16 protein-coding genes are annotated in these 24,935 nt (G+C 31.7%); 2 read left to right on the top strand and 14 right to left on the bottom strand.

What is annotated here, in order from left to right; genetic code table 11:
- Positions 1 to 180: 180 nt before the first annotated feature.
- From rfbD to BUA82_RS16330, 13 genes are all read right to left on the bottom strand, one after another.
- On the bottom strand, positions 181 to 1,065 hold the full coding sequence (gene rfbD / locus BUA82_RS16270; protein WP_073010727.1) for a dTDP-4-dehydrorhamnose reductase: 885 nt from the start codon (positions 1,063 to 1,065) through the stop codon (positions 181 to 183).
- Positions 1,066 to 1,236: 171 nt separating this feature from the next.
- The gene (locus BUA82_RS16275; protein WP_073010730.1) at positions 1,237 to 4,059 is read right to left on the bottom strand and encodes an N-acetylmuramoyl-L-alanine amidase; all 2,823 of its coding nucleotides are present in this window, start codon (positions 4,057 to 4,059) and stop codon (positions 1,237 to 1,239) included.
- A 90-nt stretch (positions 4,060 to 4,149) separates the two neighbouring features.
- The gene (locus BUA82_RS16280) at positions 4,150 to 5,013 is read right to left on the bottom strand and encodes a glycosyltransferase family 2 protein (protein WP_073010732.1); all 864 of its coding nucleotides are present in this window, start codon (positions 5,011 to 5,013) and stop codon (positions 4,150 to 4,152) included.
- Positions 5,014 to 5,055: 42 nt separating this feature from the next.
- Positions 5,056 to 6,012, bottom strand: a complete 957-nt coding sequence (locus tag BUA82_RS16285; RefSeq protein ID WP_073010734.1) for a glycosyltransferase family 2 protein — start codon at positions 6,010 to 6,012, stop codon at positions 5,056 to 5,058.
- 4 nt (positions 6,013 to 6,016) lie between these two features.
- Positions 6,017 to 7,321: a glycosyltransferase gene (locus BUA82_RS16290; protein ID WP_073010736.1), complete on the bottom strand. Its 1,305-nt coding sequence runs from the start codon at positions 7,319 to 7,321 to the stop codon at positions 6,017 to 6,019.
- A gap of 12 nt (positions 7,322 to 7,333) precedes the next feature.
- Positions 7,334 to 10,402: a glycosyltransferase gene (locus BUA82_RS16295; protein WP_178140760.1), complete on the bottom strand. Its 3,069-nt coding sequence runs from the start codon at positions 10,400 to 10,402 to the stop codon at positions 7,334 to 7,336.
- Positions 10,403 to 10,425: 23 nt separating this feature from the next.
- Positions 10,426 to 11,817, bottom strand: coding sequence for a class I SAM-dependent methyltransferase (locus BUA82_RS16300; protein ID WP_073010738.1), 1,392 nt, complete (start codon positions 11,815 to 11,817; stop codon positions 10,426 to 10,428).
- 18 nt (positions 11,818 to 11,835) lie between these two features.
- Positions 11,836 to 13,125 carry an ABC transporter ATP-binding protein gene (locus BUA82_RS16305; protein ID WP_073010740.1) on the bottom strand — a complete coding sequence of 430 codons (1,290 nt, stop codon included), beginning with the start codon at positions 13,123 to 13,125 and terminating at the stop codon, positions 11,836 to 11,838.
- A gap of 30 nt (positions 13,126 to 13,155) precedes the next feature.
- A complete protein-coding gene (locus BUA82_RS16310) occupies positions 13,156 to 13,932 on the bottom strand; it encodes an ABC transporter permease (protein ID WP_073010742.1) in 777 nt (258 codons plus the stop codon).
- A gap of 147 nt (positions 13,933 to 14,079) precedes the next feature.
- Entirely contained in the window at positions 14,080 to 14,643 is a 564-nt protein-coding gene (gene rfbC, locus BUA82_RS16315) for a dTDP-4-dehydrorhamnose 3,5-epimerase (protein ID WP_073010744.1), read from the bottom strand.
- A 10-nt stretch (positions 14,644 to 14,653) separates the two neighbouring features.
- Positions 14,654 to 15,709: a dTDP-glucose 4,6-dehydratase gene (rfbB, locus tag BUA82_RS16320; protein ID WP_073010746.1), complete on the bottom strand. Its 1,056-nt coding sequence runs from the start codon at positions 15,707 to 15,709 to the stop codon at positions 14,654 to 14,656.
- A gap of 168 nt (positions 15,710 to 15,877) precedes the next feature.
- Entirely contained in the window at positions 15,878 to 16,762 is an 885-nt protein-coding gene (rfbA, locus tag BUA82_RS16325; protein WP_073010748.1) for a glucose-1-phosphate thymidylyltransferase RfbA, read from the bottom strand.
- A gap of 297 nt (positions 16,763 to 17,059) precedes the next feature.
- Complete coding sequence (locus BUA82_RS16330; protein WP_073010751.1) at positions 17,060 to 18,466, bottom strand: undecaprenyl-phosphate glucose phosphotransferase; 1,407 nt, start codon at positions 18,464 to 18,466, stop codon at positions 17,060 to 17,062.
- Between the two features lie 289 nt (positions 18,467 to 18,755).
- On the opposite strand from BUA82_RS16330, the gene BUA82_RS16335 reads away from it, so the two are divergent.
- Together BUA82_RS16335 and BUA82_RS16340 are read left to right on the top strand one after the other, a co-directional pair.
- Positions 18,756 to 19,895, top strand: a complete 1,140-nt coding sequence (locus BUA82_RS16335) for an LCP family protein (protein ID WP_073010754.1) — start codon at positions 18,756 to 18,758, stop codon at positions 19,893 to 19,895.
- Between the two features lie 788 nt (positions 19,896 to 20,683).
- Positions 20,684 to 21,559: an aldose 1-epimerase family protein gene (locus tag BUA82_RS16340; RefSeq protein WP_073010757.1), complete on the top strand. Its 876-nt coding sequence runs from the start codon at positions 20,684 to 20,686 to the stop codon at positions 21,557 to 21,559.
- 403 nt (positions 21,560 to 21,962) lie between these two features.
- On the opposite strand, the gene BUA82_RS16345 is transcribed toward BUA82_RS16340, so the two are convergent.
- The gene (locus BUA82_RS16345; protein ID WP_073010760.1) at positions 21,963 to 24,371 is read right to left on the bottom strand and encodes an ATP-dependent DNA helicase; all 2,409 of its coding nucleotides are present in this window, start codon (positions 24,369 to 24,371) and stop codon (positions 21,963 to 21,965) included.
- Positions 24,372 to 24,935: the final 564 nt, after the last annotated feature.

Below are 24,935 nucleotides of genomic sequence, written 5' to 3' on the forward strand. Positions count from 1 at the left end.
CTAAAAGGGATTACTTTATCACTAGCATTTTCATCAAAAAATTCATATACTAAGATAAAAAGCATATTAGTAATTGTTTACAAAAAACTAAAGATAAATCTTAATTAATAAATTTATTAATAAAATCTCCGATGTAAATCACCGGAGATTACTTTTCTAAATATAAATACTATTTATAAATTACACATTAATCTTATTTATAAACTCTTTCAATGCTTCCTTCCAATCTCTCATTTCATTTCCTACGGTGCATCTTAACATCATGTTGTCAAGAGATGAATAAGCTGGTCTCTTAGCAGCTCTATTAACTAATTGTTCTGAGGTAATTGGATCTACAGTGCAATTTATACCTGAATATTCTACTATAGCCTTGGCAAAATCATACCAAGAACATTCTCCTTCTCCAGTACAATGATAAACTCCATAATCTTCAGTTACAGCTAGTTTTACAATGTGGTGTGCTAAATCCTCTGCATTGGTAGGGTTTCCTCTTTGATCATCTACTACTGTAAGATGACCTTTTTCTTTAGCGGCGTTCATTATAGTATATACAAAATTCTTACCATTATAACCATAAAGCCATGCAGTTCTTACTATAAAGTATTTTGAGCAAAATTCTCTTACAAAATTTTCTCCTGCAAGTTTTGTTTTACCATATATACTTACGGGTGCTGTCATATCATGCTCTTTTAATGGAACAGTTCCAACTCCGCTAAATACATAATCGGTGGAAATATGTATGAGTTTTGCTCCTATTTCTTCACAAACCATTGCCATATTTCTAGCCGCTAATGCATTTACTTTAAAAGCTGTATCTATACTTGTTTCACAAGCATCTACATTAGTAAACGCCGCTGGGTTAATTACCACATCAGGCTTTAATTCCTTTAAATAAAGCCTAACTGCTTTGAGGTCAGTAAGGTCTAAATCCTTGATATCTATACCAATAACCTTGGCCTCTGCCACCTGTGTGGGTATTGCACCAAGCTCTGACTTGCCATCTTTTATTATATTCATTATTTGGCTGCCTAATTGGCCTTTTGCTCCAGTTATTAATATATTCATATTTTTTCCTCCACTCTTTAAATAAGATAATTTTTATACCTCGACTATATTTTTTCTAAATCATAAGTGAATTTACATATTATATTCTATCATATTTTTGGGTTATATCCCATTTAAAATTAAGTTAACATGATAAAAATATAGAACTGTCGTTATAGACAGTTCTATGCATCATTTTCTAACTATTTGAATTCTTACAGCTTCCATTCGTTTATTTTTACCTGTAGTTCCAGATGTCTCTCCATCTCTTACCAGAGGCTGCCAGCCCATATCTTGTACATGAGCTTGGTATTCTACGGAATAATTTGAAGCATTCGCTCCTGTAAGCTTTATTTCAATAGCTTCAATCTTTAGAGATTTACCTGTAGTACCAGCCACTTGCCCATTACTTACCCAGTTTTGCCATCCTATATCTTGTACATGAGCTCTATAGGTTATATTTAAGTCAGAAGGAGCGTTTTCTAGTTTTATGTTTAACCCTTCTAATCTCAAACCTTTTCCTACAGTTCCTGCAAGCTCGCCATTTTTTGTCCAAGATTGCCATCCTATGCTTTCTACATGACCTTGGTAAGATACTCCTGGAGACGTTACTATTACTTTTGGAATTATTTCGATTCTAATAGCTTCTATTCTTTTACTTTTTCCAGTAGTTCCTGCTGTATTTCCATCCTTAACCCAATTTTGCCATCCTATATCTTGAACATGAGCTTGGTATCGTATATTATATTTATAGGCTTCGCTACCTTCTAATTTAATTTCTAAGGCTTCTATTCTTTTGCTTTTACCAGTAGTTCCTGCAAGTTCACCATCTTTTACCCAATTTTGCCATCCTATATCCTGAACATGTGCTCTATAGGTAATATTTACTCCTGGTATGTTTTGTGCTAATATTTTTAAGCTTTCAACTCTTTTGCTTTTTCCTTCTGTACCTGATAGTTCACCATTTTCAACCCAGTTTTGCCATCCTATGTCTTCCACATGTGCTTTGTAAGCTACCCCTTGTGTTCCGTCATCAGGAGGTAAGTCTACTGGCTCACCATATTGATTTTTTATAGTACTTGCTATATTTTGAGCCATTAACTCTTGCTTGAAGGGATTCGTAATCATAAGAATATCTATAGGACTAGTTATAAAACCACATTCAACTAGAACTGAAGCCATATTGGTGTTTCTAGTTACATATAAATTATGATCTCTAGCTCCTCTATTAGTAAAACCTACACTAGCCATAGCATTGGCTAAATTTTTAGCTGCAATCTCACTTTCTACAGCAGGTTGAGAAGGTGTACTATCATAAGTTATATCACCTGATACATATAGCCCGCTAGTATCTATATTAGGCCTATATGTACTGTAATGGGAGCTAGAACCCTTAGCTGTTTCTGTAAAAGAATCATGATGTATGCTTAAAAAGAAAATTGGATTTCTTGCATTGGCAAAATCTGTTCTCTCAGAAAGCTCCATGCTTTGATAATCTTGAGTTCTAGTCATTTGAACTTCATAGCCATAGCTTTCAAGTTTTTGTTTAACCTTGTAAGCCATGTTTAAGTTTAGTTTTGCTTCTTGGTATGCTATACCATTATGAGTAGCTACTGCACCAGAATCTGTTCCCCCATGACCTGGATCCAAAACTATAAGTTTTCTTCCACTCATAGTTTGAGGAGGTGCAGCTGTAAGCGCTAAGGATCTTGGTTGTATTTTTACTTCTTGTATTACGGGTGTTTCGGCAACTTTTCTTACTATATTTAAATCTTTAACTTCTGATAAAGATGTACCATCTTTATAAACAGCTTCTATTTTAACCTTATACTGGCCTTCATTAAACTCGCCTAGGTTAACTGAAGTTTTAAAGGCATTAACATCACTAACTGGATAGTTATTGTATTGTTTAGCTATATCTTGGCGTAAAAGGTTTAGTAAAGTGCTTTGAACTACTTTATCATTTATGTATATATTTATTTTTTCTACCCCTTGTACACTTAATGCCCAACCTTCAACATTTAAAAGCTTAGTATTTGATACATCATCTGGTATTATATTTTCAACTTTAAAAATATTAGGCAGTTCTTTTATATTGATTTCAAACAACTTATTTTCTTTAGTTCCATTATATCCTAGAGCCTCTACATTTATTAAATGCTTTCCTACAGCTAGTAAGCTTGAATTTATTTTAAATTCAAATCCACTAAAGCTGTTATTAGGATATGATGAAAATTGCTTTTCTAAGTCTTTCCTCTCCACTTGAGTATTTGTACTTCCTACAATCTTATTGTCAAGATATACATTAATAAGTTTTACATTGGAAGAATTAAGAGCATAACCTTTTATGTCTAAATCGACATTTTTTTCAAGGTTATAAGTAGAAGGACTTTCCACTACCAATACATTTTTTAATTGTGTCGCTAGTATTGTAGCATTCATTGTATTAATCATGGAAACAAGTTCTTCACCATAAGTTGAAGATTGGGACCATGTGTTGCTTAGCCCTTCAATGGTTTTCACTGTTCCCAATAACTCTTCATCATGTATTGGGTCTAAGGTTTCTTTTATTTTGGGATATCCTTCTGCTCCAGCATAGAGAGCTAGATGATCTAGATGTGCACTAATTCCGTCCTGCCATGTGGAGAACTTCTGAAAAGCCTTTAAGTCACCTACAGCACTCTTAATCATAATTGGATTGTGATAGCTTTCATCAATTCCGTCATGAAACCTTCCAAATCCCGATTCTTTTGCTGCTTGGGCATAAGCCAATGCTGGGTCTACACCACCATGTTTAGGTGCAAGCTCCCAATAAAGCTTAGCTATATCAATAAAAGTACTTGTTGCCTGGTTATTTCTTGCCCATTCCTGAGCTTTGTCCAACGTTACCTGAGTATCATTTAAGATACTTGTGGCTGTAATAGCTTGTACCCTAATAAAAGGTGACCATATTATCTGTACCATTAAAAGGGTGAAGCTTAAAAATAGTGATAATTTTTTCTTAAGTCTTCGCATTTTCCCCTCCCTTAATAATATTTATCATAAGTTAAAGCTGCCTATACAAGTCAATACTAACACATTTAAAGATGCTTTTAATAGATATTTTTATTTTTTTAAAAAATTTTTTAAAAGTGCCATATACATTTGTAGTTTTATACCTAAATTCACCATAAAACTTACTAAAATGCTGTATTTTCCCTTATAATGCTTATCGTAAAATATCCCCATAGCTTTATAGAATTCTCTTATAGTTTTTTCTTTTCTTTTAGCAAAGGAGGCTTTTTTATAATGGGTTATTGAAGCCTCGGAATAATATACTACTTTATAACCTGCACCCTTTATCCTATAACACCAATCTATATCTTCACCATACATAAAATAATCTTCATCTAGCATTCCTACCCTATTAATCACTTCTTTAGGCAGGATCATAAAAGCACCCATAACACAATCAATTTCATGGATACTATCATCATCTAAATAGGTTAGTTGATAGCCTCCAAAGGTCTTTACCCCTGGAAATAACTTATGCAATTTCAATCCATAACACAATGAGTTCCAAGGTGTAGGAAATCCCCTTTTGCAAGCCTTGTCTAAGCTGCCATCTCTAAGCAAAACTTTACAGCCTAAGGCGCCTATATCCTTACGCTTTTTTATATAACCTAAGGATTTGTCAATAGCTTCCTTATGAACCACAGTATCAGAGTTTAAAATTAAAATATAATCCCCTTTTGATTGTTTTATAGCCATATTGTTTGCTTTAGAAAATCCAAGGTTCTCACTATTTATAATTAAGTTTACCTTGTCTCCAAACTCACTAGTTATTCTACTTACAGAATCATCCTTTGATGCGTTATCTACTACAATTATTTCATAATTATTTTCTTTAATAGTATCTATTACTGAATTTATGGTATTCACTGTAAGGTCTGCAGTATTAAAGCTAACTATTATTACTGATAAGTCCACAATTTCACTCCCTAACTATGCACTCCTTATAAATAGAAGCAATTATGCTTTTACCATCATGATAAAGACATTTTTTATTAATATAATCTCTATTTTTATATAATTCAATATGTTTTTAAAGGAAAACTTCACCTTGTTTATATGCTTTAATGAGGCTGCTCCTTCAAAAATACCTTGAGAATATTCTTTACCTAAACCTTTTTGATCATAAAAAATAAATTTTATTAAGAATCCTATAACTATGAAAGGAAAATTTATAATAAGCTGAAGTAAAGGCATATTTTTATAAATAACGAATAAGTTATTTCTTGCTGTAAGCCTTGCCTTAAAACCATTGTACCTACTTCCACTGGTGGCGCTTCCAATATGGTAAACTTCTGCAGTGCTGCAGTATATGTTTTTATATCCAAATATCAAGGCTCTATAGCTTATATCTATATCCTCTAAATAAGCAAAGAAGTCTTCATCAAAAAGACCGATTTCCTTAAGCATGCTGCTTCTATAAATAGCAGCACCTCCACAGCTTGAGAATATACTCTTATCCTTAAGACCATAGGATAACTTATCTTTGCCATCTCCACGCTTGTAACTCCAACCTAAAATATTATACTCATCGCCAGCATCATCTATCAGATTTTTTTCATGGTATCTTAACATTTTGCTGGAGCAGGAAAAGATTTTGTTATCTTTCTCAATACATTGTACAAGATTTTTCAACCAGCTTTTTGTAGCCTCAGTATCATTATTTAAAAGAACCACAAATTCTCCAGAAGCTGCTTTAATCCCTTCATTAACAGCTTTACTAAAACCATAATTTTTATCTAACTTAATTAGCTTTATATTATTTAACTTTTGTAAGTATTCAATGCTATTATCTGTGGATGCATTATCTACAATTATTATTTCAAAATCTTCATACTCTTGTGAGTATAAAGATTTTAAACAAATATCTAAAATTTTTTCTCCATTGTAGTTTGGAATTAAAATACTAACCTTCATATTATCACCGTTTGAGTATCTTTTTCAGCTTATTTTTAACCCTAACATAATAGTACTTTACCTTTTTAGCTATACCATCTTTATAAAATATTTTTACCTTAAGTTTTTTGTCTTGAGATATATATGGATTTTCACAAAATGCTCTCAAATCCTTAACTGCATTTTTCCACTTATAGGCTTCTTTAAGGCTTTCTATATTTTCCTCACATTCTTTATATAATTCTTTATCGTCAAGAAGTTTTACTATAGCCTCTGCTAATCCTGCTGCATCCCTTTCTTCATGACAAGAGCCTATATTTTCTCTTTCCACCATTTCTGCCATAAAGTCTCCTTTAGTAAGCACCATGGGAAGATCGCACCAAAGATAATCCAATATTCTAGTTCTAAAGGAATACCTGGTTTCAAGGTTATTAAAGTAAGTACTAATACCTAAATCGGCTTCCATAAGATAGTTTTGTCTTTCTTCATAAGGAACCCAGTCATTGAAGAATATATTTTTATCAAATAAGTCATACTTTTTACTTAAATCTATACATTCCTGAGCTGTAGAAATATCCATTTTTACGGTAGGATGACCTATTCCCATAAAGAACAGTTTTATATCACTTCTTTTAGTGGAAATAATATACATAGCCTCTATAAGGGTAAGGGGGTCAAACCAATTCCATATGCCACCACCCCAAATAATAACTTTATCCTCTTTAGTAATATTTTCCCATACTCCTTTTAGAACATTTTTAGTCTTAACTGGAGCTTCATTGTTTAAGCCAAAGGGCACTACACCTATAAGCTTTTTCATATTTACATCTGCTATATAAGTAGCAGGATTAACCCTGTTTAAAGCAGCTAACATTCCCATCCAGTAATCTTTCTGCTTTTCACTGGCACACAAAAAGAAATCTCCCTTACCTAACTGTTCTAAAATAAGGTCAAGATCTGTTTCATGATATTCAATCCTATTGCTTAAAGATAAGTTTTTTCTCAGCTCAAGATTTTCTAAAGTTATAGGATCATATATGTCCACTACTATAGGCTTATTTATCCTTTTTAGGAAAGGATATAGCCTTAAGGCTATACCCTGCATTACAATAGAATGAACGTCCTTAGCTACGCTCTTCAACTTAGTTTTATCAGCTTTTATAACCTTAAAGTTAAACTTACTAAAATCCATATCAGTTTCTTTATTAGGTATAAAAAGTGTAACCTCTAGAGTTGTACTAAGTTCTTTTGCAAAATTAAAATATCTTATGCCTGGACCTGCCATTTTTTTTGCAACTATGTCCGGACTTATAAGCAATACCTTTTTCATACTTATTCCTCTTTATCTTTTAAATAACTTTTTAATTTTGTCATACATGGTTATTTTTTTTACTTTTTTCAGTTTTCTATCAAAATTATCTATCCATGAATTTATGTTGCTTATATTAGATTTTATTGTGTCTATATCCTTATAAACATTACCTCTTCCAATATCTCCTTTGTGACTTTTTATATTAGATACCATTGATTCAATTTCATTTATAGACATTTTTCCGTATTCCATCTGTGAATAATCCATGGGAAGCATAAATCCATTTCTTAAAGGTTTAGAAGAATAAATGCATTTAACCTTATAACACAAGTTACCACTTACATTCATGTTATTAATAGTTAATATACTATTATCAACTTCTTTATTACTCTTCCAAATAGTTATACAATTATTATTCTTTGCTCCTTCTGTTTCAATAGTAAAATAGAATAGTTTACCTTCTGAATTAATTATAGGATCAAACTTTATTTCTACCCACGTATTATCTCTTAAGTCACTTGCTTCAATTTCTTTTTCAACAATTAGAGTATCACTTAAACCTTCGTAGACCTTAAAAAATAACTTATGAGAATTTACTCTATCAAAAGTAGCTACCATAACATCTAAGCTAGCTAAATTAGGATATCTGCATTTAAATCTTTGTAAAACTTTTACCCCATCTGTTAACTCACCGATAATTCCATCTTTTTGTGTCAACTCAATGTCTGCAATATAGTTATACTTTTCTAAAAGTGGTTTTTTAGTAGGTGATTTGCAAAATTCTTTTAGCGGCTTAGTAACTACACTCCATTTGTAATTTTCTCTATAAGCATCAATATTTTTTTTGCATTCTTCATAAAACTCTTTATCATCGCTCAATTTTAACAAGGCTTGTTTCATACTTGCAACGTCTTCTACTTTTACCACTAACCCAAGTTTATTCTTTTCAACTTCATTTGCAAAAAAATCACCCTCTGTGGTTACAATAGGTAGTCTAGCCCATAAGTAATCAAGTATTCTTGTTCTAAAAGAGAATCTAGTTTCTAAGTTCAAGAAGTGACAACTAACTCCTCCATATGAGTTAAGTAAGAAGTTCTGCCTATCATCATAATCTACCCAATCCATATTAAAGAAAACATATTTATTTATAATCCCTAGCTCTGTTGCAAGTATAATAGCTTTGTTAGTCATCTCCATTTCTGGAACAGCAGGGTTAGGATGCTTTACTCCTAGGAAAAAGACCTTTATGTCATCTCTTTCTTTTGATATTTCACCAATAGCTTTAATTAGAGTAATTGGATCGAACCAATTCCATACTCCACCACCCCATATAAATACCTTATCTTCTGGTTTAAAATTAATTATTTTTTCTTTCATTGCATCACGAGTTTTAATAGGTTCTGTTTCACTTACGCCAAAAGGAACAATACCTATAAGTCTGCTTAAATCTGAGGCGTTATCATATTCTGAAGGAGTAACTTTATTTAATGCAGTTAGCATACCTATCCACATATTCATTTGTGGATCTGAAGCACAAATAAAATAATCTCCTAATTCTAATTGTTCATTTTGAACAATTAAGCTATTTAGATAGTCTGAATTTCTAAATTCTATATTCCTATGCTTATACACTTCTATATTTTCAATTACAAAGGGGTCATAAATATCAATTATAAGTATCTTTTCTTTACAAATCTCTTTTAACTCCGGTGATCTCTCAAGGATAGTGCCTTGTAAAATTACTATATCACTTTGTTGAGCTATTGCTGCTAAATTTCTAGGATTTAAAGGTTCATATTCAACTAATTCAATATTATAATCAGAACAATCAATGTTTACTTTATTAGGAATAGCTAAAACTACTTTATTATCATTGCAAAGTTCTTTTGCAAACTCCCAGTATCTTATCCCTGGGCCAGCCATTTTCTTTCCTACCCTATCATTGGATATTAGCAGAATTCTTCTTTTTATTTCTTTTTTATATATTTTATTTATATCAAATAAAGAAATTAATTTTTCTACCTTCTCTAAATAATGAATATCATTTAAATACTTCAATGGAAGTGTAACATAAGGAGTTGAATATAAAAATGATAAATCTTCATCATTAACTTTTCTTTTAGACTGAATGAGGTTTCTTTTTTCAATAAGATTATCAATATTCTCTAACACTTCATTCATAGCTATTAAGGTAGTAAAGTTGTTTTCATCAATATTGACACTTATTTCCTCGTTGTTCTTGTAATTTATATTAAATATTTCCTTATTAATATTTAAGTCCTTTTGCATCCTGTTGGCTGCCAATAATATAGTTGCTAATACTACTTTAAAATTATCATCTGAGTAATTTTTAAATACTGTATATAATGCATTTCTCTCAAATAAAAGATTTTTTTTATGTGTGTTAAAACTTTTTGAAGTTGCATTATGTTTATGATAGCAAGTAGCTTTTACACATAGTCTAACTTTATACCCTAAAATCCAAAGCCTCCAACCAAAATCAGCATCCTCATAATATGCAAAGTAATCCTCATCAAGTCCTCCAGCTTCCAGATATACTTTCCTATCTATAAGCATTGCTCCACCACAAGCAAATAAAATATCTTTATCTTGCGTATACTTTTTCTCAGCTGTTTTCACATCTATAGAATAATCATCTTGATAACCAAAACCGTAAAAGTTAATACCTCCACCTATAAAATCAATCTTACTACCATCCCAATTAAGTATACGAGATCCAACGCACACATATTTTTCATCATTACAGCTTTCTAGAGTTTCCAACATATCATTTAGCCAGTTTTCATCTAATCTCATATCATTATTTATTAGAGCAAGATATTCTCCTTGCGCTATCTTCGCTGCATCATTATTAGGTTTTGCAAAACCTTCATTGGTTTCATTTCTTATAATTTTTACTTTTGGAAACTTATTTTTTACAAATTCAATAGAACCGTCCTTTGAGCCATTATCCACTAAAATTATTTCAATTTGCTCATGAGGATACTTCAACTTTTTTAATGAATTAAAACACCCTTGTAATAGATGTTTACCATTGTAATTTACTATTATAAAACTTATCTTAGGGTTATTAATCAAAATCTTCACCACTTTCTAAGGTTCTACCTAACTTCATCTAATAAATCTTTAATTAAATTTCTTAATCTTCTGTTTTCATCTAATATTTCTTCTACATTTAAATCACTATTAATATTACATTTACTTAATATATTATCTCTTTTAAAAATATTATCTAATTTCTCCAAGTAAGGATTTTCTTCTATACTATTTTGAATATTAAAGTCATCTTTATAGTAACTAAGCTTAAGGCAAGGGGAGTTCTTATCATTCATCCATATTGAAAGAGAATCTGAACATTGTATAGGAATTATTTTTATTCTAATATTCTTATCTTTAACCCCTTGCATTCTATTAAATTCTATGCTTAACCATTTATTATCTACAACTTTAGTAATATTCATTATATTCTGCATAATTGGAATGTTAGAATTTTCTTCAAATATCTCTACAAGGAATTTACAGCTTAAAGTTTTACCGTATGTAGCTGGTAATATAATTATGCCGCAAAGATCATCTTCTTTATTTAAGAAATTAAATTCATAACCATTAACGGAATTTAAAGGTAATGAAGGTTTACTAGGCGAAGCCTCTACTTCAACAATTTTATTATCTTTTCTATATCTTTTCAGCATTTCAATAAGAGATTGTTCTTTTTGTGATTTATGAACTTTTTTAATAGCAAATAAATTTTGAAGAACTTTTAAGTTGGGATTAATTCTAAGAAGACCATTAATAAGATTTTCATAATCTTTTTTCAACTCTTGTGTAGATTCTGGAATAACATGAACTTCTCCAATAGTGCTTAAATCTAACTTATATTCTTTGCTATTTACATTAATGCTTGCTATCCATTCAATAAAAGACTTTTTAGTAAAGAATCTTAAATGTGTATTGTCCATAATACCAAAAGGACCATAGTTAAATCTTCCTTCAAGCAAATTAACTACAATATCAATGTTTGATATATTAGGAACACTAACTATAATTTCTCCATCAAATTTCAGCTTTTTACTCAACAATTTTAAGATATATGTAGGATCTTTTAAATGTTCTAATAAATCTGCACAAATTATATAATCAAAATCTTCATCCAGATTGTCAAAAATAACTTTATCCTTACTATCTTCATTTTCTACGTTATCTAAGTTAATATAGTAAGCATCTTTGTAAATATTTGAACTTTTTACGAAATTAATAGCTTTTGTGTCTATATCGATACCGTACATATTACAGTTTTTATTTTGAGCAAGCCATTCCCCCAAGTATCCAAAAGAACAGCCGACATCTAGTATCTTAGAACCTTTTTCTATATAATCTAAAATAATAATATGGGAGCTATTTTTATCTGACATATCAACATTATTTGAATAACTTATATAATGTTTTTCTTCAGGATTGTACAATTGATTATACTTTGAATTTCCTAAGTTCATGTTTATTCCTCCTTTAAATTACCAGGACCAATCACAATCAACTCGCATTTTTCCAAACTCTTGTATATCACTTTCCACTATATTAAAATAATAATGTTTAACTCTAAAGTCATATTGTTTTGTCTCATCTGAACTATGCAAAGCAATCTCTAAATAATACTTACCTTTTAAGAATCTATTGGCTTTAATGGTTAATTTCATGTGGTTTTTATCTTTTATGTTGGTAAATATAATTCCATCTTGTCGGCAATTATGTCCTACAAGTCTCCAATCTTCTTCTGAATAAATTGAGAAGCCACAAACAGCATCCTCTACTTCTTTATTCTTTTTAAACTCCACATTAATAACTATATTATCCCCAGTTAAGAATGTATTAGTTATCTGGCCTTGAGAGCTGGAGAAATATACATTGGTAATCTCTAAGTCCTTATTACCAAATCTATTTCCTTCAATATATTCTTGCGCCTCATGAAGATTAATATTGTATTCAATTTTATCAGAAACTACTTTCTCTATATTCTTAGCTTTATTTTCTATTTCTTGTTCTACCAGTTGCTTATCATCATCATTAGAATACACGAGTTTCATATAAAGCCCTATCATTTGTTCAGGTGTTCCTTCTATCATGTATCCGCCACGCTTTATAAAAAATACTCTATCACATATTTTTCTTACTATACTCATATCATGTGAAACAAAAACTATAGTCTTTCCTTGCTTTTTGAAAGTTAGTATTTTATTTATACACTTCTTCTGAAAATTTTCATCTCCAACAGCAAGTACTTCATCTACTACTAAAATATCTGGATTTACATTTATAGCTACGGCAAAGGCTAATCTCATATACATACCTGAAGAATAATTTTTTACAGGCATATCCATAAAATCCTTAAGTTCCGAAAACTCTACTATACTATCATATCTTTCATTTATCTCGTCTCTACTTAATCCTAGGATAGAGCCATATAAATATACATTTTCTTTTCCAGTTAAGTCTGGTTGAAATCCAGCTCCCACTTCTAGTAGTGCAGAAACCTTCCCGTTTACTACTATATCTCCTTCATCAGGATATAATATCTTAGAGATTAACTTTAAAGTAGTACTTTTACCAGTACCATTCTCCCCTATTATTCCTACGGTTTGACCTTTTTCTATCTTAAAGGATGCATCTTTTAGAACATCAAAATTCTTCACTTCAAGTTTGTTTCTCTTCAAAACCATGTTTATGAACTTTTCTTTTATTGAGTAGCTTCGATTTTTGTATATTTTAAAATGTTTGCTTACATTTTTAAACTCGATAACAGTCATACGCATCTCCCGATTTTCTATTTATATTAATTAAATGGACTCAGCTATACTTTTTTCAATCTTACTAAATACAAAGTATCCTATTGCAATTAGTATTATACCTGTTATTAACATTCTTAAAAGATATTCTGCAGGAGGTACTTTATTGTATATAACCACATCTCTTACAGATTGAACTACCAATGTCATAGGGTTAAGTAGTATTAATGGTTTTATTTTGTCAGGAACTAATTCAAAGGAATATACCACTGGAGTGGCATAAAACCAAGCCATAAATATTATTTCTACAAAATGGGATACATCTCTATAAATAACATTTAAAGCTGAAAGTATTAAACTAAGCCCTATGGTTATAAGCAAAAGAAGTAATAATATAATAGGTAAAAGTAATATTGAAAATCCTACTTTTATTTTGAACACAAATAATGCTGCAAATAATATTATAAATGTGATTAAAAAGTTAACAAAATTTGAAAATATCAGTGATAAAGGCATTATTTCTCTTGGGAAGTATACCTTTTTTATTAAGCCTGCATTATTTACTAAAGAGTTAGTGCTTCCCATTATTGAAACTTGAAAGAAAGTCCAAGGTAGCATACCAGCCAGTAAAAACACAGAGAAATTTTCAATTTGAATCTTTAAAACAAACTTAAAAGCAAAGGTATATATTACAAGCATCAGCAATGGATTTAAAAAAGACCAAAAAAAACCTAATACTGAGTTCTTATATTTTAGTTTCAATTCTTTAACAGTAAGGTTCTTTAGTAATTCTCTATAGTCTATTATCTCTTTAATTCTATCTATCATCTAATCACCTTTTAAAAGATTCCGTTATTTTTGTATTTATAGATATTAATAACTATTATGGATATTTTGATAATAGCTATTAATAACAGTTATGACCATATTGATAAAAGCCATATGAATAGCCCTTATAATATGGTCATGAAAGCCTTATAGTTGAAACTCTATTTTTGATTCCCTAAGGGTTTTAGCATTTCTATCCTTATCGGATAAAAGTACTTCTTCTATGCCTTCTAATGGCCACTCTATTGCCACTTCAGGGTCATTCCAAAGTATGCCTCCTTCAAATTCAGGATGGTAGAAATCTGTACATTTATACACAAACTCTGCCTCTTCTGAAGTTACTAGGAATCCATGAGCAAATCCTTCTGGAACATAAAACTGCCTTTTGTTTTCATCAGTAAGGAGAACTCCATACCATTTGCCATAGGTCTTTGAGCCTTTTCTAAGGTCTATAGCTACATCATAAACCTCTCCCTTAATAACTCTAACAAGCTTTCCTTGAGGATGCTGTGTTTGAAAATGCATGCCTCTTAGAACTCCTTTTTTTGACTTAGACTGATTATCTTGAACAAAAACCATATCTAAACCAGCAGCTTTAAAATCTTCAAAGTTGTAGGTTTCCATAAAGTATCCTCTATGGTCTCCAAAAACCTTTTGCTCTATAATATATAGACCCTCTATAGGGGTTTCTATAAATTTAAAATTTCCCATTAATTACACCTTACTTTCCTTCGTACATCTTATCATAGTAATTCTGATATTCTCCAGAGGTAACGTGTTTCATCCACTCCTGGTTATCAAGATACCATTGAATAGTCTTTTTAATGCCCACTTCAAAAGTAGTTTCTGGATACCAGCCTAATTCATTTTTAATCTTTTCTGGATCTATTCCATATCTTCTGTCATGTCCTTTTCTGTCTTCTACATATTTAATTAAAGCTTCAGTTATCTCTTTATCTACACTTTCATTTAAATATGCAATAACGGTTTTAACTATTTGAATATTAGTTCTTTCGTTGTGTCCACCTACATTGTAAACTTCTCCAAGCTTTCCATTATTAATTACCATGTCAATAGCCTTACAGTGGTCTTCTACATACAACCAGTCTCTTACATTAAGTCCATCCCCGTAAACAGGAAGGGTTCTCTTATTAAGACAGTTGTTTATTAAAAGAGGTATTAATTTTTCTGGGAACTGATATGGTCCATAGTTATTAGAACATCTTGTAATGTTTACTGGCATTTTATATGTATCAGCATAAGCTTTTACCATTAAGTCTGCTCCAGTTTTACTAGAAGAATATGGGCTGTGAGGGTCTAATGGAGTAGTTTCCGTAAAGTAACCTGTATTTCCTAAGGAACCATAAACCTCATCAGTGGAAACTTGAAGGAACTTTTTACCTTCTTTCCATGAACCATTAACTTCCCAAGCCTTCTTAGCAGCATTCAAAAGAGTAACTGTACCTAAAACATTAGTTTGAGCAAATATTTCAGGCATCTTAATGCTTCTATCTACGTGAGATTCTGCTGCAAAGTTCACTACATAATCAATATCATACTTTTCAAAAAGTCCTTCAACTAATTCTTTATCACAAATGTCTCCTTGTACAAAAACATAATTAGCCTTTCCTTCAACCGCCTTAAGGTTCTCAAGGTTTCCTGCGTAAGTTAATTTGTCAAAGTTTATTAGCTTTATATCCTCATATTTATTAAGCATGTAATGAACGAAATTAGAGCCTATGAAACCTGCTCCTCCTGTTACTAGATAAGTTTTCATTGTATTTCCTCCTAATAATTCTTCCATAATTTATGTTTACACTACAAAACCATGCTAAAAACATTGCTTTAGCATATAGTTTTATTAATTAAGTTATATACTAAAAGTAATTCTTCGGTGTAATTATTTTATTAATTACTCTCGCACTAATATAAATAACAAAACTTCTTACTTAGTTTTGTCTTCAAACTCATCTGCTATTTGAGTTAAATACTGTCCATAGCCTGTTTTCATAAGGGGCTGTGCCAGCTCTAATATCTGTTCTTTGCTTATCCAGCCATTTCTGTAGGATATTTCTTCTAGGCAAGCTATATAAGTTCCTTGAACAGTCTGTACTGTTTCAACGAAGTTTGAAGCTTGTAGCATAGAAGAATGGGTTCCAGTATCTAACCAAGCCATTCCTCTTCCAAGAAGGTTAACCTTAAGCTTTCCTTCATTTAAATATTCTCTGTTTAAATCAGTGATTTCAAGTTCCCCTCTTGCTGAAGGTTTAAGAGCTTTTGCTCTCTTAGCTACAGTTTTGTCATAGAAATAAAGTCCTGGTACTGCATAATGAGACTTTGGCTTTTCTGGCTTTTCTTCTAAGGACAATACATTACCTTCTTCATCAAACTCTACTACTCCAAAAGCTTTAGGATTTTGAACATAATATCCAAATACCATAGCGCCTTCTGTTAAAGCTGCTGCTTTTTTAAGAGTACCTGTAAAGCTATAGCCGTAAAATATATTATCTCCTAGTATCATAGCACAAGTATCATCACCTATGAATTCTTCTCCAATAATGAAGGCTTCTGCAAGTCCATTTGGTGCTAGTTGTTCTGCATACTCAATATGTAATCCAAGTTCACTACCATCTTGAAATAACTCTTTAAACTGAGGTAAGTCTCTTGGTGTAGAGATTATTAAAATCTCTCTTATGCCAGCTAACATAAGTACTGACATCGGATAGTAAATCATTGGCTTATCGTATATTGGCACCATTTGCTTTGACATTGCTTTTGTAACTGGATATAGTCTGGTACCTGAACCTCCAGCTAATATTATTCCCTTCATATTAAAATTCCTCCCAAGTTTTCCTAAATCATAAGTTTTAATTTAGTATACTTTTTATTAATTATTTATATTAAATTATATTTTGAAAGCTTATCTTGTACATGATTTAATTCAGTTTATATTTTATTAATTACTTAATAAATCTACCTTGTAATTATACTTTAAACACTTAAAATTGTCTATTAGTTACCTAGGAACTAACCCTTTAATAAATGTGTCTTTTTTGTTAAATATCCTCTGCAAAAGCACTTTACTTTTCCTTTGCAAATTTTTATTTATTAATTAGCTTTAAGAAAACTAATAAGCATTTTTATTAACGAATCCCTTAATTACCGTAAGTATCATAATTTTTATATCAAAAAGGAAATTCCAGTTTTCTATATAGTAAATATCATATTCTATTCTTTTTTCTATGGAGGTGTCTCCCCTCCAACCGTTTACCTGCGCCCAGCCAGTAATACCTGGTCTAACCTGATGTTTAACCATATACTTTGGTATCTCTTCTTTGAACTTCTCCACAAAATATGGTCTCTCTGGTCTTGGACCTATAATACTCATATCACCTTTTAATACGTTAAAAAATTGAGGAAGTTCGTCAATACTGGTTTTTCTAATAAAAGTACCAAACTTTGTCTTTCTGGGATCCCCTTTTGTGGTCCATTCAGTCTTTTCTTCTTCGTCTACTTGAAGCTTCATGGATCTAAATTTATACATGGTAAAATTTTTCCTGTTGAGGCCAACTCTTTCTTGCTTAAAAATCACAGGACCTGGAGAGGTTATTTTTATTATTATTGCTGTAATAAGCAGTATAGGTGATACAAGAATCAAAGCCATTAAACTCACAATTATATCAAAGGTTCTTTTAATGGTTTTGTTTAATATATTATCTAAAGGCACATACCTAATATTAATAACAGGAAGTCCATCTAATTCTTCCACATAAGGTCTTGCAGGTATATATTTATAGTACCCAGGGATAATCTGAGTTCTTACTCCAAATTTTTCACAAGTTTTTATTATAGGTTTAAGCTTATAATATTCCCCTAAATCTAGTGTTATAAACACCTCATCTAGGTTATGCTGCTCTAAAAGCCCCTCTAGGTCTTTTATTGTCCCTATAATGGTAACACCTTCTTTAGTTACAGTATTTAAAGGTATATTATCATCTAATGCTCCCATAACCTTATAACCCCAATGATTATTATCTTTAAGTCTCTCCATAAACTCATCTGCTAAATAGCTGCAGCCTACAAAGAGCATGTATTTTTGATTATAACCTTTTCTTCTTAGATTTCTTAATGAAGTTCTTATAATAGCTCTTTCTAAGCAGGCTAAAGAAGTAGATATAATACCAAATATCAAAAGCAATACTCTAGAGTAGTGTATTTCTTTAGTCAGAAAAAGAAGTACAGTAAACACTATAAGACCGTATACATTTGCCTTAATAGCGTTATAAATTTCATCATATATACTTTTTAGTCTAAAAGGGTCATATAGACCTACATAGTTATAAATGATAAGATATAATGGACTCATTAGTACTATAGGGATAAGATATTGCTCAAAAGATAAATATCCTTGCTCTAAGGGTATTATTCCGCTTCTCATCCTAATGTACCAAGCAATAAAAAACGCCAATACAAAAGATAATAAATCTAATAGAACTAAAATTTTATTAAATACCTTTTGGTTTTCTTTAATCATAATTCTTTCTCCTTTTAGAATTCCATACAATCCTAATACAATATATATCATATATACGGGTATTTTTCCATTATTTTTTGTTCATATTGCATAAAAGGTAGATAAATTGTCAGTGAATACATTTACAATTAAAATTTATTGTAAATATCTCATTATTTTCAGGTTTTTTTAATATATTTAACGTAGTATAATATTGTAGAGTATTTAACACATACCTGTTATCTTAATTTTGTCCATGCTTTGGAAAGTTATTTAAACCATATAAAAATTTTAAGTGAGGTAAAAATTGATGAATGATGATAAAAATGAATTTAAAAAAAGAGGACGAAAATCTGCTCCCCCCAAAAAAAAGAAAAAAGGAGTAAAGATATTCCTTTTAACTTTATTCTTTTTAGTTCTTTTTGTTGTAGGTTACGGTGCTTTCTATACATTAAATATTCTTGGTAAGGTTAATACCACAGCTATTTCAAAAAGCCATGCAGATCTTGGTATTGCTGATGAAAATAAGCATCCTGACAAAGATTATATAACCAATATACTTCTTCTAGGAATAGATAAAAGAGATGAAAAAGACGTGGGACGTTCTGATGCTATGATGATTTTAACCCTAGATACTAAGCACAAGAAAATCAAGCTATCCTCTATTATGAGAGATTCCTATGTATCCATTGATAAGCACGGAAAGGACAAGCTTAATCATGCCTATGCTTATGGTGGTCCAGAGCTGGCTATTAAAACTGTAAACCAAAACTTTGGACTAAACATTACAGAATTTGTGTTAGTAGATTATGATGGCCTTGAATCTATTATAGATGCTCTTGGTGGAGTGGACATTGATGTTAAGAAAACAGAATTTAAATTAGTAAATGATTATATTCATGACCTAGCAGTACTTAAAAAGACCGATCCTCCCTATCTTAAAAATTCTGGCTCTCAGACCCTTAACGGCATGCAAGCTGTGGCTTACTCTAGAATAAGATATGTAGGAGATGGAGACTACGAAAGAACCGAAAGACAACGTCGAGTTCTGTCAGGTATGTTCGATAAAATTAAGACAGCAGGTATAACTAAATACCCTACACTAGTTAATAAACTTCTTCCATATGTTAAGACAAGCTTGGATACTAAAGAAATTCTTGCTGCTGGTACAGATGTTATGAAGTCTGGAATGTCAAACCTTGAACAAGAAAGATTTCCTGTGGATGGCTACAATGACGGTAAGGAAATTAACAAAATTTGGTATCTATTATTTAACCAGGAAGTAACTAAAAAACAAATGTATGACTATATATTTGAAGATATTAAACCGACCCCAGGTAATGTGAATAAACCTGACCTTGGCAATACTTCCACTAAATCCTCTGGCTCTAGTTCTAGTAAGACTAGTGGAACTACAAAAACTAGTGGGACAAGCAATAAGAAAAAATAATTGAGAATTGGGAGAAAAGCAATTTAAAATTGAAAATTTAAAATGTAGAATTATAGAAAAAATTCCTGCGGAATTTCAGTAAATTTATAGAAAAAGAAACTCGAAAGAGTTTCTTTTTTTGTGTGGATCTTTTTGGATTTCATTTTTTTTATAAAAAAGCAAATACCATGCGCCTGGGGTAAGGAACATGGTCTTGCATTTGTAGTTTATGTGAATTTTAATGTAGGGGCTAATTTTATGTAGGGAATCTTAAATTTAAAATGTAGGGGATTTTAAATTTAAGGGGTCGGTATCTAATTTTGTGTTAAGGATTATTTACCTTATGGTTATATTATATATGGTATTTTATACTGTTTATTATCATTTGGGTTACAACATTATTACAATTTGGTAACAAACCTTAAAATTTCCTTAACTTCCTTAAATCCATCTTTTACCATAGATTTTAGCACTTAATCTACCTATCTATATTCTTTAAAAAAAGTGGATACTTCCCCGGGGAAGGGAAGTATCCGTGTGTTAGTGTAGGGGATTAATTCTTATTTAATTGTAGGGGAATTAATTTATAACTTTATTTCAAATTAATTTGTTGTCGGCTATGTAACTTTTGGTTACAAGTTTATTCTATAATACTTTTACTAATAATTATTATCATTTGAGTTACATAATTATTACAATAAGGTTACAGTTAATTATTGCCTTTTATCCTAGGGCAAAGTCTATTATAATTAACATAACTATTGAGTTTTATGATGATAATAACCTTAATATAGAAAGGAGCTATTAAAATGAGTTATGTTATAGAAAATGATAAATTAAAGCTTTCTTTTAGAGCTTTAGGTGGCGAAATGACTTCTATAAGAAGCAAGAAGGACGGTTTAGAATATCTTTGGAAGGGCGATGAAGCTTATTGGAAATATCACTCTCCAGTGCTTTTCCCTATTGTAGGAAAAGTTTTAAACAATGAATACAGGGTAGATGGCAACACTTATGTGCTTCCTCAACACGGTTTAGCTAGATTGCACGAGTATGAGGTGATTAAGGAGACCCCTGCTTCCATTTCTTTTAGATTAAGATATAATGAGGAGCTTCTAAAGGTTTATCCTTTTAGGTTTTCATTAACTATTTCTTATACCTTACAGGAAGATACTATTAAGGTTCAATACTCCGTGCACAATGAGGATTATAAAACCATTTATTTTTCAGTGGGTGCACACCCTGCTTTTATGTGCCCTTTGTTTGAAGGGGAGTCTTTTAATGACTATTACTTGGAGTTTAATGAAAAAGAAGATTTAAACCTTATGAAACTAAATGAACAAGGCTTCTTCATAAGAGAGAAAGAAGAGTTTATGAAAAATTCTAATACGATACCATTAAGCTTGGATCTTTTTAAATCTGACGCCTTGGTGTTTAGTGAATTAAAATCTTCTACCATAGCTATTAAAACTAAGAAGCATGATAGAAGCATCACCATGAATTTTTCACAGTTTCCTTTCCTTGGCATATGGACCAAAAACACAGGCGCTCCATTTTTATGCCTAGAGCCTTGGCATGGTCATGCTGACTATGAGGACTTTAATGGAGACATATCTAAGAAACCAGGTATGGTAAGCTTAACTACAGGGCAAACCTTCTCCTGCAGCTATGATGTTACCATTTCATAATGGCAGCTATATGAGTTATCAAGTGATTCTTAGCTTCAGATGGAATTTGCTTAAGAGGAATACTTACTCCAGCTGAAGCTTAGAAGAACTTATCCAGGAGCTTAGCGCCTCTTATGCCGCCACTTAAAAGAGTGGAGGTATTAGGGGCGGTTAGCTATCGGATCACTTATTGAGTTTTTAAACAACAAAATCAGAGGGAAGATAATATTTTGATATTATCACTTTATAGAAACAGTTTTATTATTTTAACTGTGTGCTATAAAGTGATGATATCCATCTTCTCTCTGACTTTTTTGCATTTTATAAAAAATCTTATATCTTAAGATAACATCTTAACAATAATTAATATAAAGCTTTGATTATAATATTTATACTAAAATATCATGGGATAGCAATTTTAGTACTAATAAACATAATGCTCTTTTACATCATTATGAAATCCTTCTTCATGATCTTTATTCCAAAACTCTCTTAAGTTATCTCTAAGCTCTTCTCTGTTTTTAATTAATTTATAGGGCTGCCATTCTGGGGGCATTAGCCTTTCATAGGCTGGGGTTAGAAAGCGATCGTCTATTAAAAGAGCTGCTCCTTTGTCCTTTTCTGTTCTAATTATCCTGCCCACTCCTTGAAGCACCTTGTTCATGCCAGGGTACATGTAGGCATACTCATAGCCTCTACCCTTTTCTTCATTAAAATAATCCTTCATTATGTTTCTTTCTAAGCATATTTGAGGCAGTCCCACTCCTATTACCACAGCTCCTATGAGCCTATCTCCTGTAAGGTCTATGCCTTCTGAAAATATTCCACCTAGAACGCAAAAGCCCACCAAGGTTTCTGAAGGTTCTTCTTTAAATTCTTTAAGGAAGTTTTCTCTTTCTTCTTCACTCATTTCTCCTTGCTGCACTATGCTGTTTATGTCATTAAATCTTTCATTAAAACGCTGGGTTATTTCTTTCATATATGCATAGGATGGGAAGAACACTAAATAGTTTCCCTTTTTCATGGTTACAAAGCTGTATATGTAATCTGTTATTATGTCATAGGTATCCTGTCTATCTTTGTACCTGGTGGATATAGGTGCCACCATAATGTCAATATTGTCTTTGGGAAAAGGGGATGGAAGTTTGAGCCTATAATCTTCTTCATTTCCTCCTAAAATCTCCTGAAAATAGTTAAGGGGTGTAAGGGTGGCGGAAAAAACTACTTCTCCTCTGGCCCTTTTCATGGCTTCTTTTAAATTCTTTGAAGGATCTAGGCAGAAGATCTTTAGCTTTACGTCCCTATCTTCTGTATCCACATAAGTTACATAATGGTCATCGTACAAATCTGTGATATTAATAAAGCCATTACACTTAAAAAATAAATCCAGCAGTTCCTCATAGCCTTCCGTATTGGCATTTTTGGTAAGATACTCTTCTGCTTCTTTCATAAATATTCTTATAGGCATATAAATATCCTCTGGAGGTTTCTTCTGCACTATAAAGGTGGTATTATCATCCTCACATAAATGTCTTAAATCTATGAAATAGGAATTAATAGAATTTGCTGCCTTATATAAATTAGGGGCCTTCCCCTTCATTAACTTCTTCATCTTTAAAAAGTCGCTTTTTACTAGCTCTGAAGAAAACATTTCTCTGGCTCTATCTACTAAATTATGTGCTTCATCTACTAAAAAGGCATATCTTTCACTGGAGGATGCCTCTAAAAAGAATCTTTTAAGATAAACTCTAGGGTCGAAAGCATAGTTATAATCGCATATTATGCAGTCTGACCACAGAGCTATATCTAAGGAAAATTCAAAGGGACATACCCTGTGCATTTCGGCATATTTTTCAATTATTTCCCGGGTAAAGTACTGCTCTTTTGTTATAATTTGGAATATGGCGTCATTTACCCTATTGAAGTGACCATCTGCATAAGGACAGCTTTCAGGAGCGCAGGATTCTCCCTTACAAAAACATATTTTGTCTTTTGCCGTCAAAGTCAAAACCTTTAAGTCTAGCCCCTTCTCTTTAAGCTTTTGAAAGGCTTCCTCTGCCACACTTCTAGTGATGGTTTTGGCTGTAAGATAAAATATTCTGCTAACCTTGCCCTCTCCCATAGCCTTCACCGCTGGAAATATGGTGGATATGGTTTTTCCAATGCCTGTAGGCGCTTGAACAAAAAGCTTTTTTCCTTCTTTTATGGTACCATAAGAAGCAACAGCCAGCTCTCTTTGACCGCTTCTATAATAGGGAAAAGGAAAGGGTGTCTTTTCAATAGAGTGATCCCTTATGCTCTCCCACTTCAAAGTATTTTCTGCCCAAATGTAATATTTATCTAACACTCCAAAGAAAAACTCTGCCAGCTCTTCTTTTTTATAATCCTTAATAAATTCCTTCACTTCTTCTGTGGTAAGGGAAAAATATCTAAGCATAACAGAAATCTCAGAAAGCCCCTGCTCCTCAGCATACATAAAGGCATAGCACTTTGCCTGGGCCCAGTGCAGAAGGTTATAATCTTCCTCTATTAAAGAAAGCTCCTTATTGGTGCTCTTAATCTCCTCAATAATCTTTTTGCCCCCTTCTTCAATGATACCGTCTATTCTTCCTTCCACCACGATACTTAAATTTTCATACTGAACCCTTTGCTTTATGTAAACCTCACTAGAATACTTCTCAAATTCCTTACTGTTTATCTTTTGAAGCTTCTGGTGAGCTTTAGTACCTTCCTGGGCTCTCTTAGAACTCATAAACTTACTATCTATACTGCCTTCCCTTAGTATAAACTCCACTAAGTTTCTAACAGATATATTAACTTCTCTTTCAGACATTTCTATCCCTCATTTAAATTTGTCATCTATAATGTACACAATTTATATTATATCCTAGTAGAAACTTCTTCTCCACACCCAAAGCTTTTGAAAAAAAGATGAAGACGCTTTGGGTACTGCGAAGAAGTAAGCAAATGCGCCAAATCACAGATTTGGAGCATCTGCTTAAATTTTAAATTATTATTTGACACATAATAAAATAATGCATATAATATATATATACCCCATAAGGGTATTTGGAGGTGTGAGATTATGAATATAAAAATAAGTGAAGATACAGCTGCCTTATTAATCATGGCTCTTAATAATAAGGGTAAATCTGCAGCGAGGGTAGCAGTACAAGGTTTTGGCTGAGGAGGCCCTGTACTTGGAATTGCTCTGGATGAGCAAAGAGAAAATGATGTAGTAGTAGAAAAACACGGAGTTAAAATAGTAGCAGAAAAAGATTTTGCCTATCTTCTTGACGATGCCCAAATAGTTCATTCCCGTGGAATCTTTGGAAACAGATTTAATATTTCCACAAGAAATAGTGGAAGCTGCTAAAAATTAAGAGTATTATTTAAA

It is taken from the genome of Clostridium amylolyticum, assembly GCF_900142075.1.
In the GTDB taxonomy this organism is placed as follows: domain Bacteria; phylum Bacillota; class Clostridia; order Clostridiales; family Clostridiaceae; genus Clostridium_AA; species Clostridium_AA amylolyticum.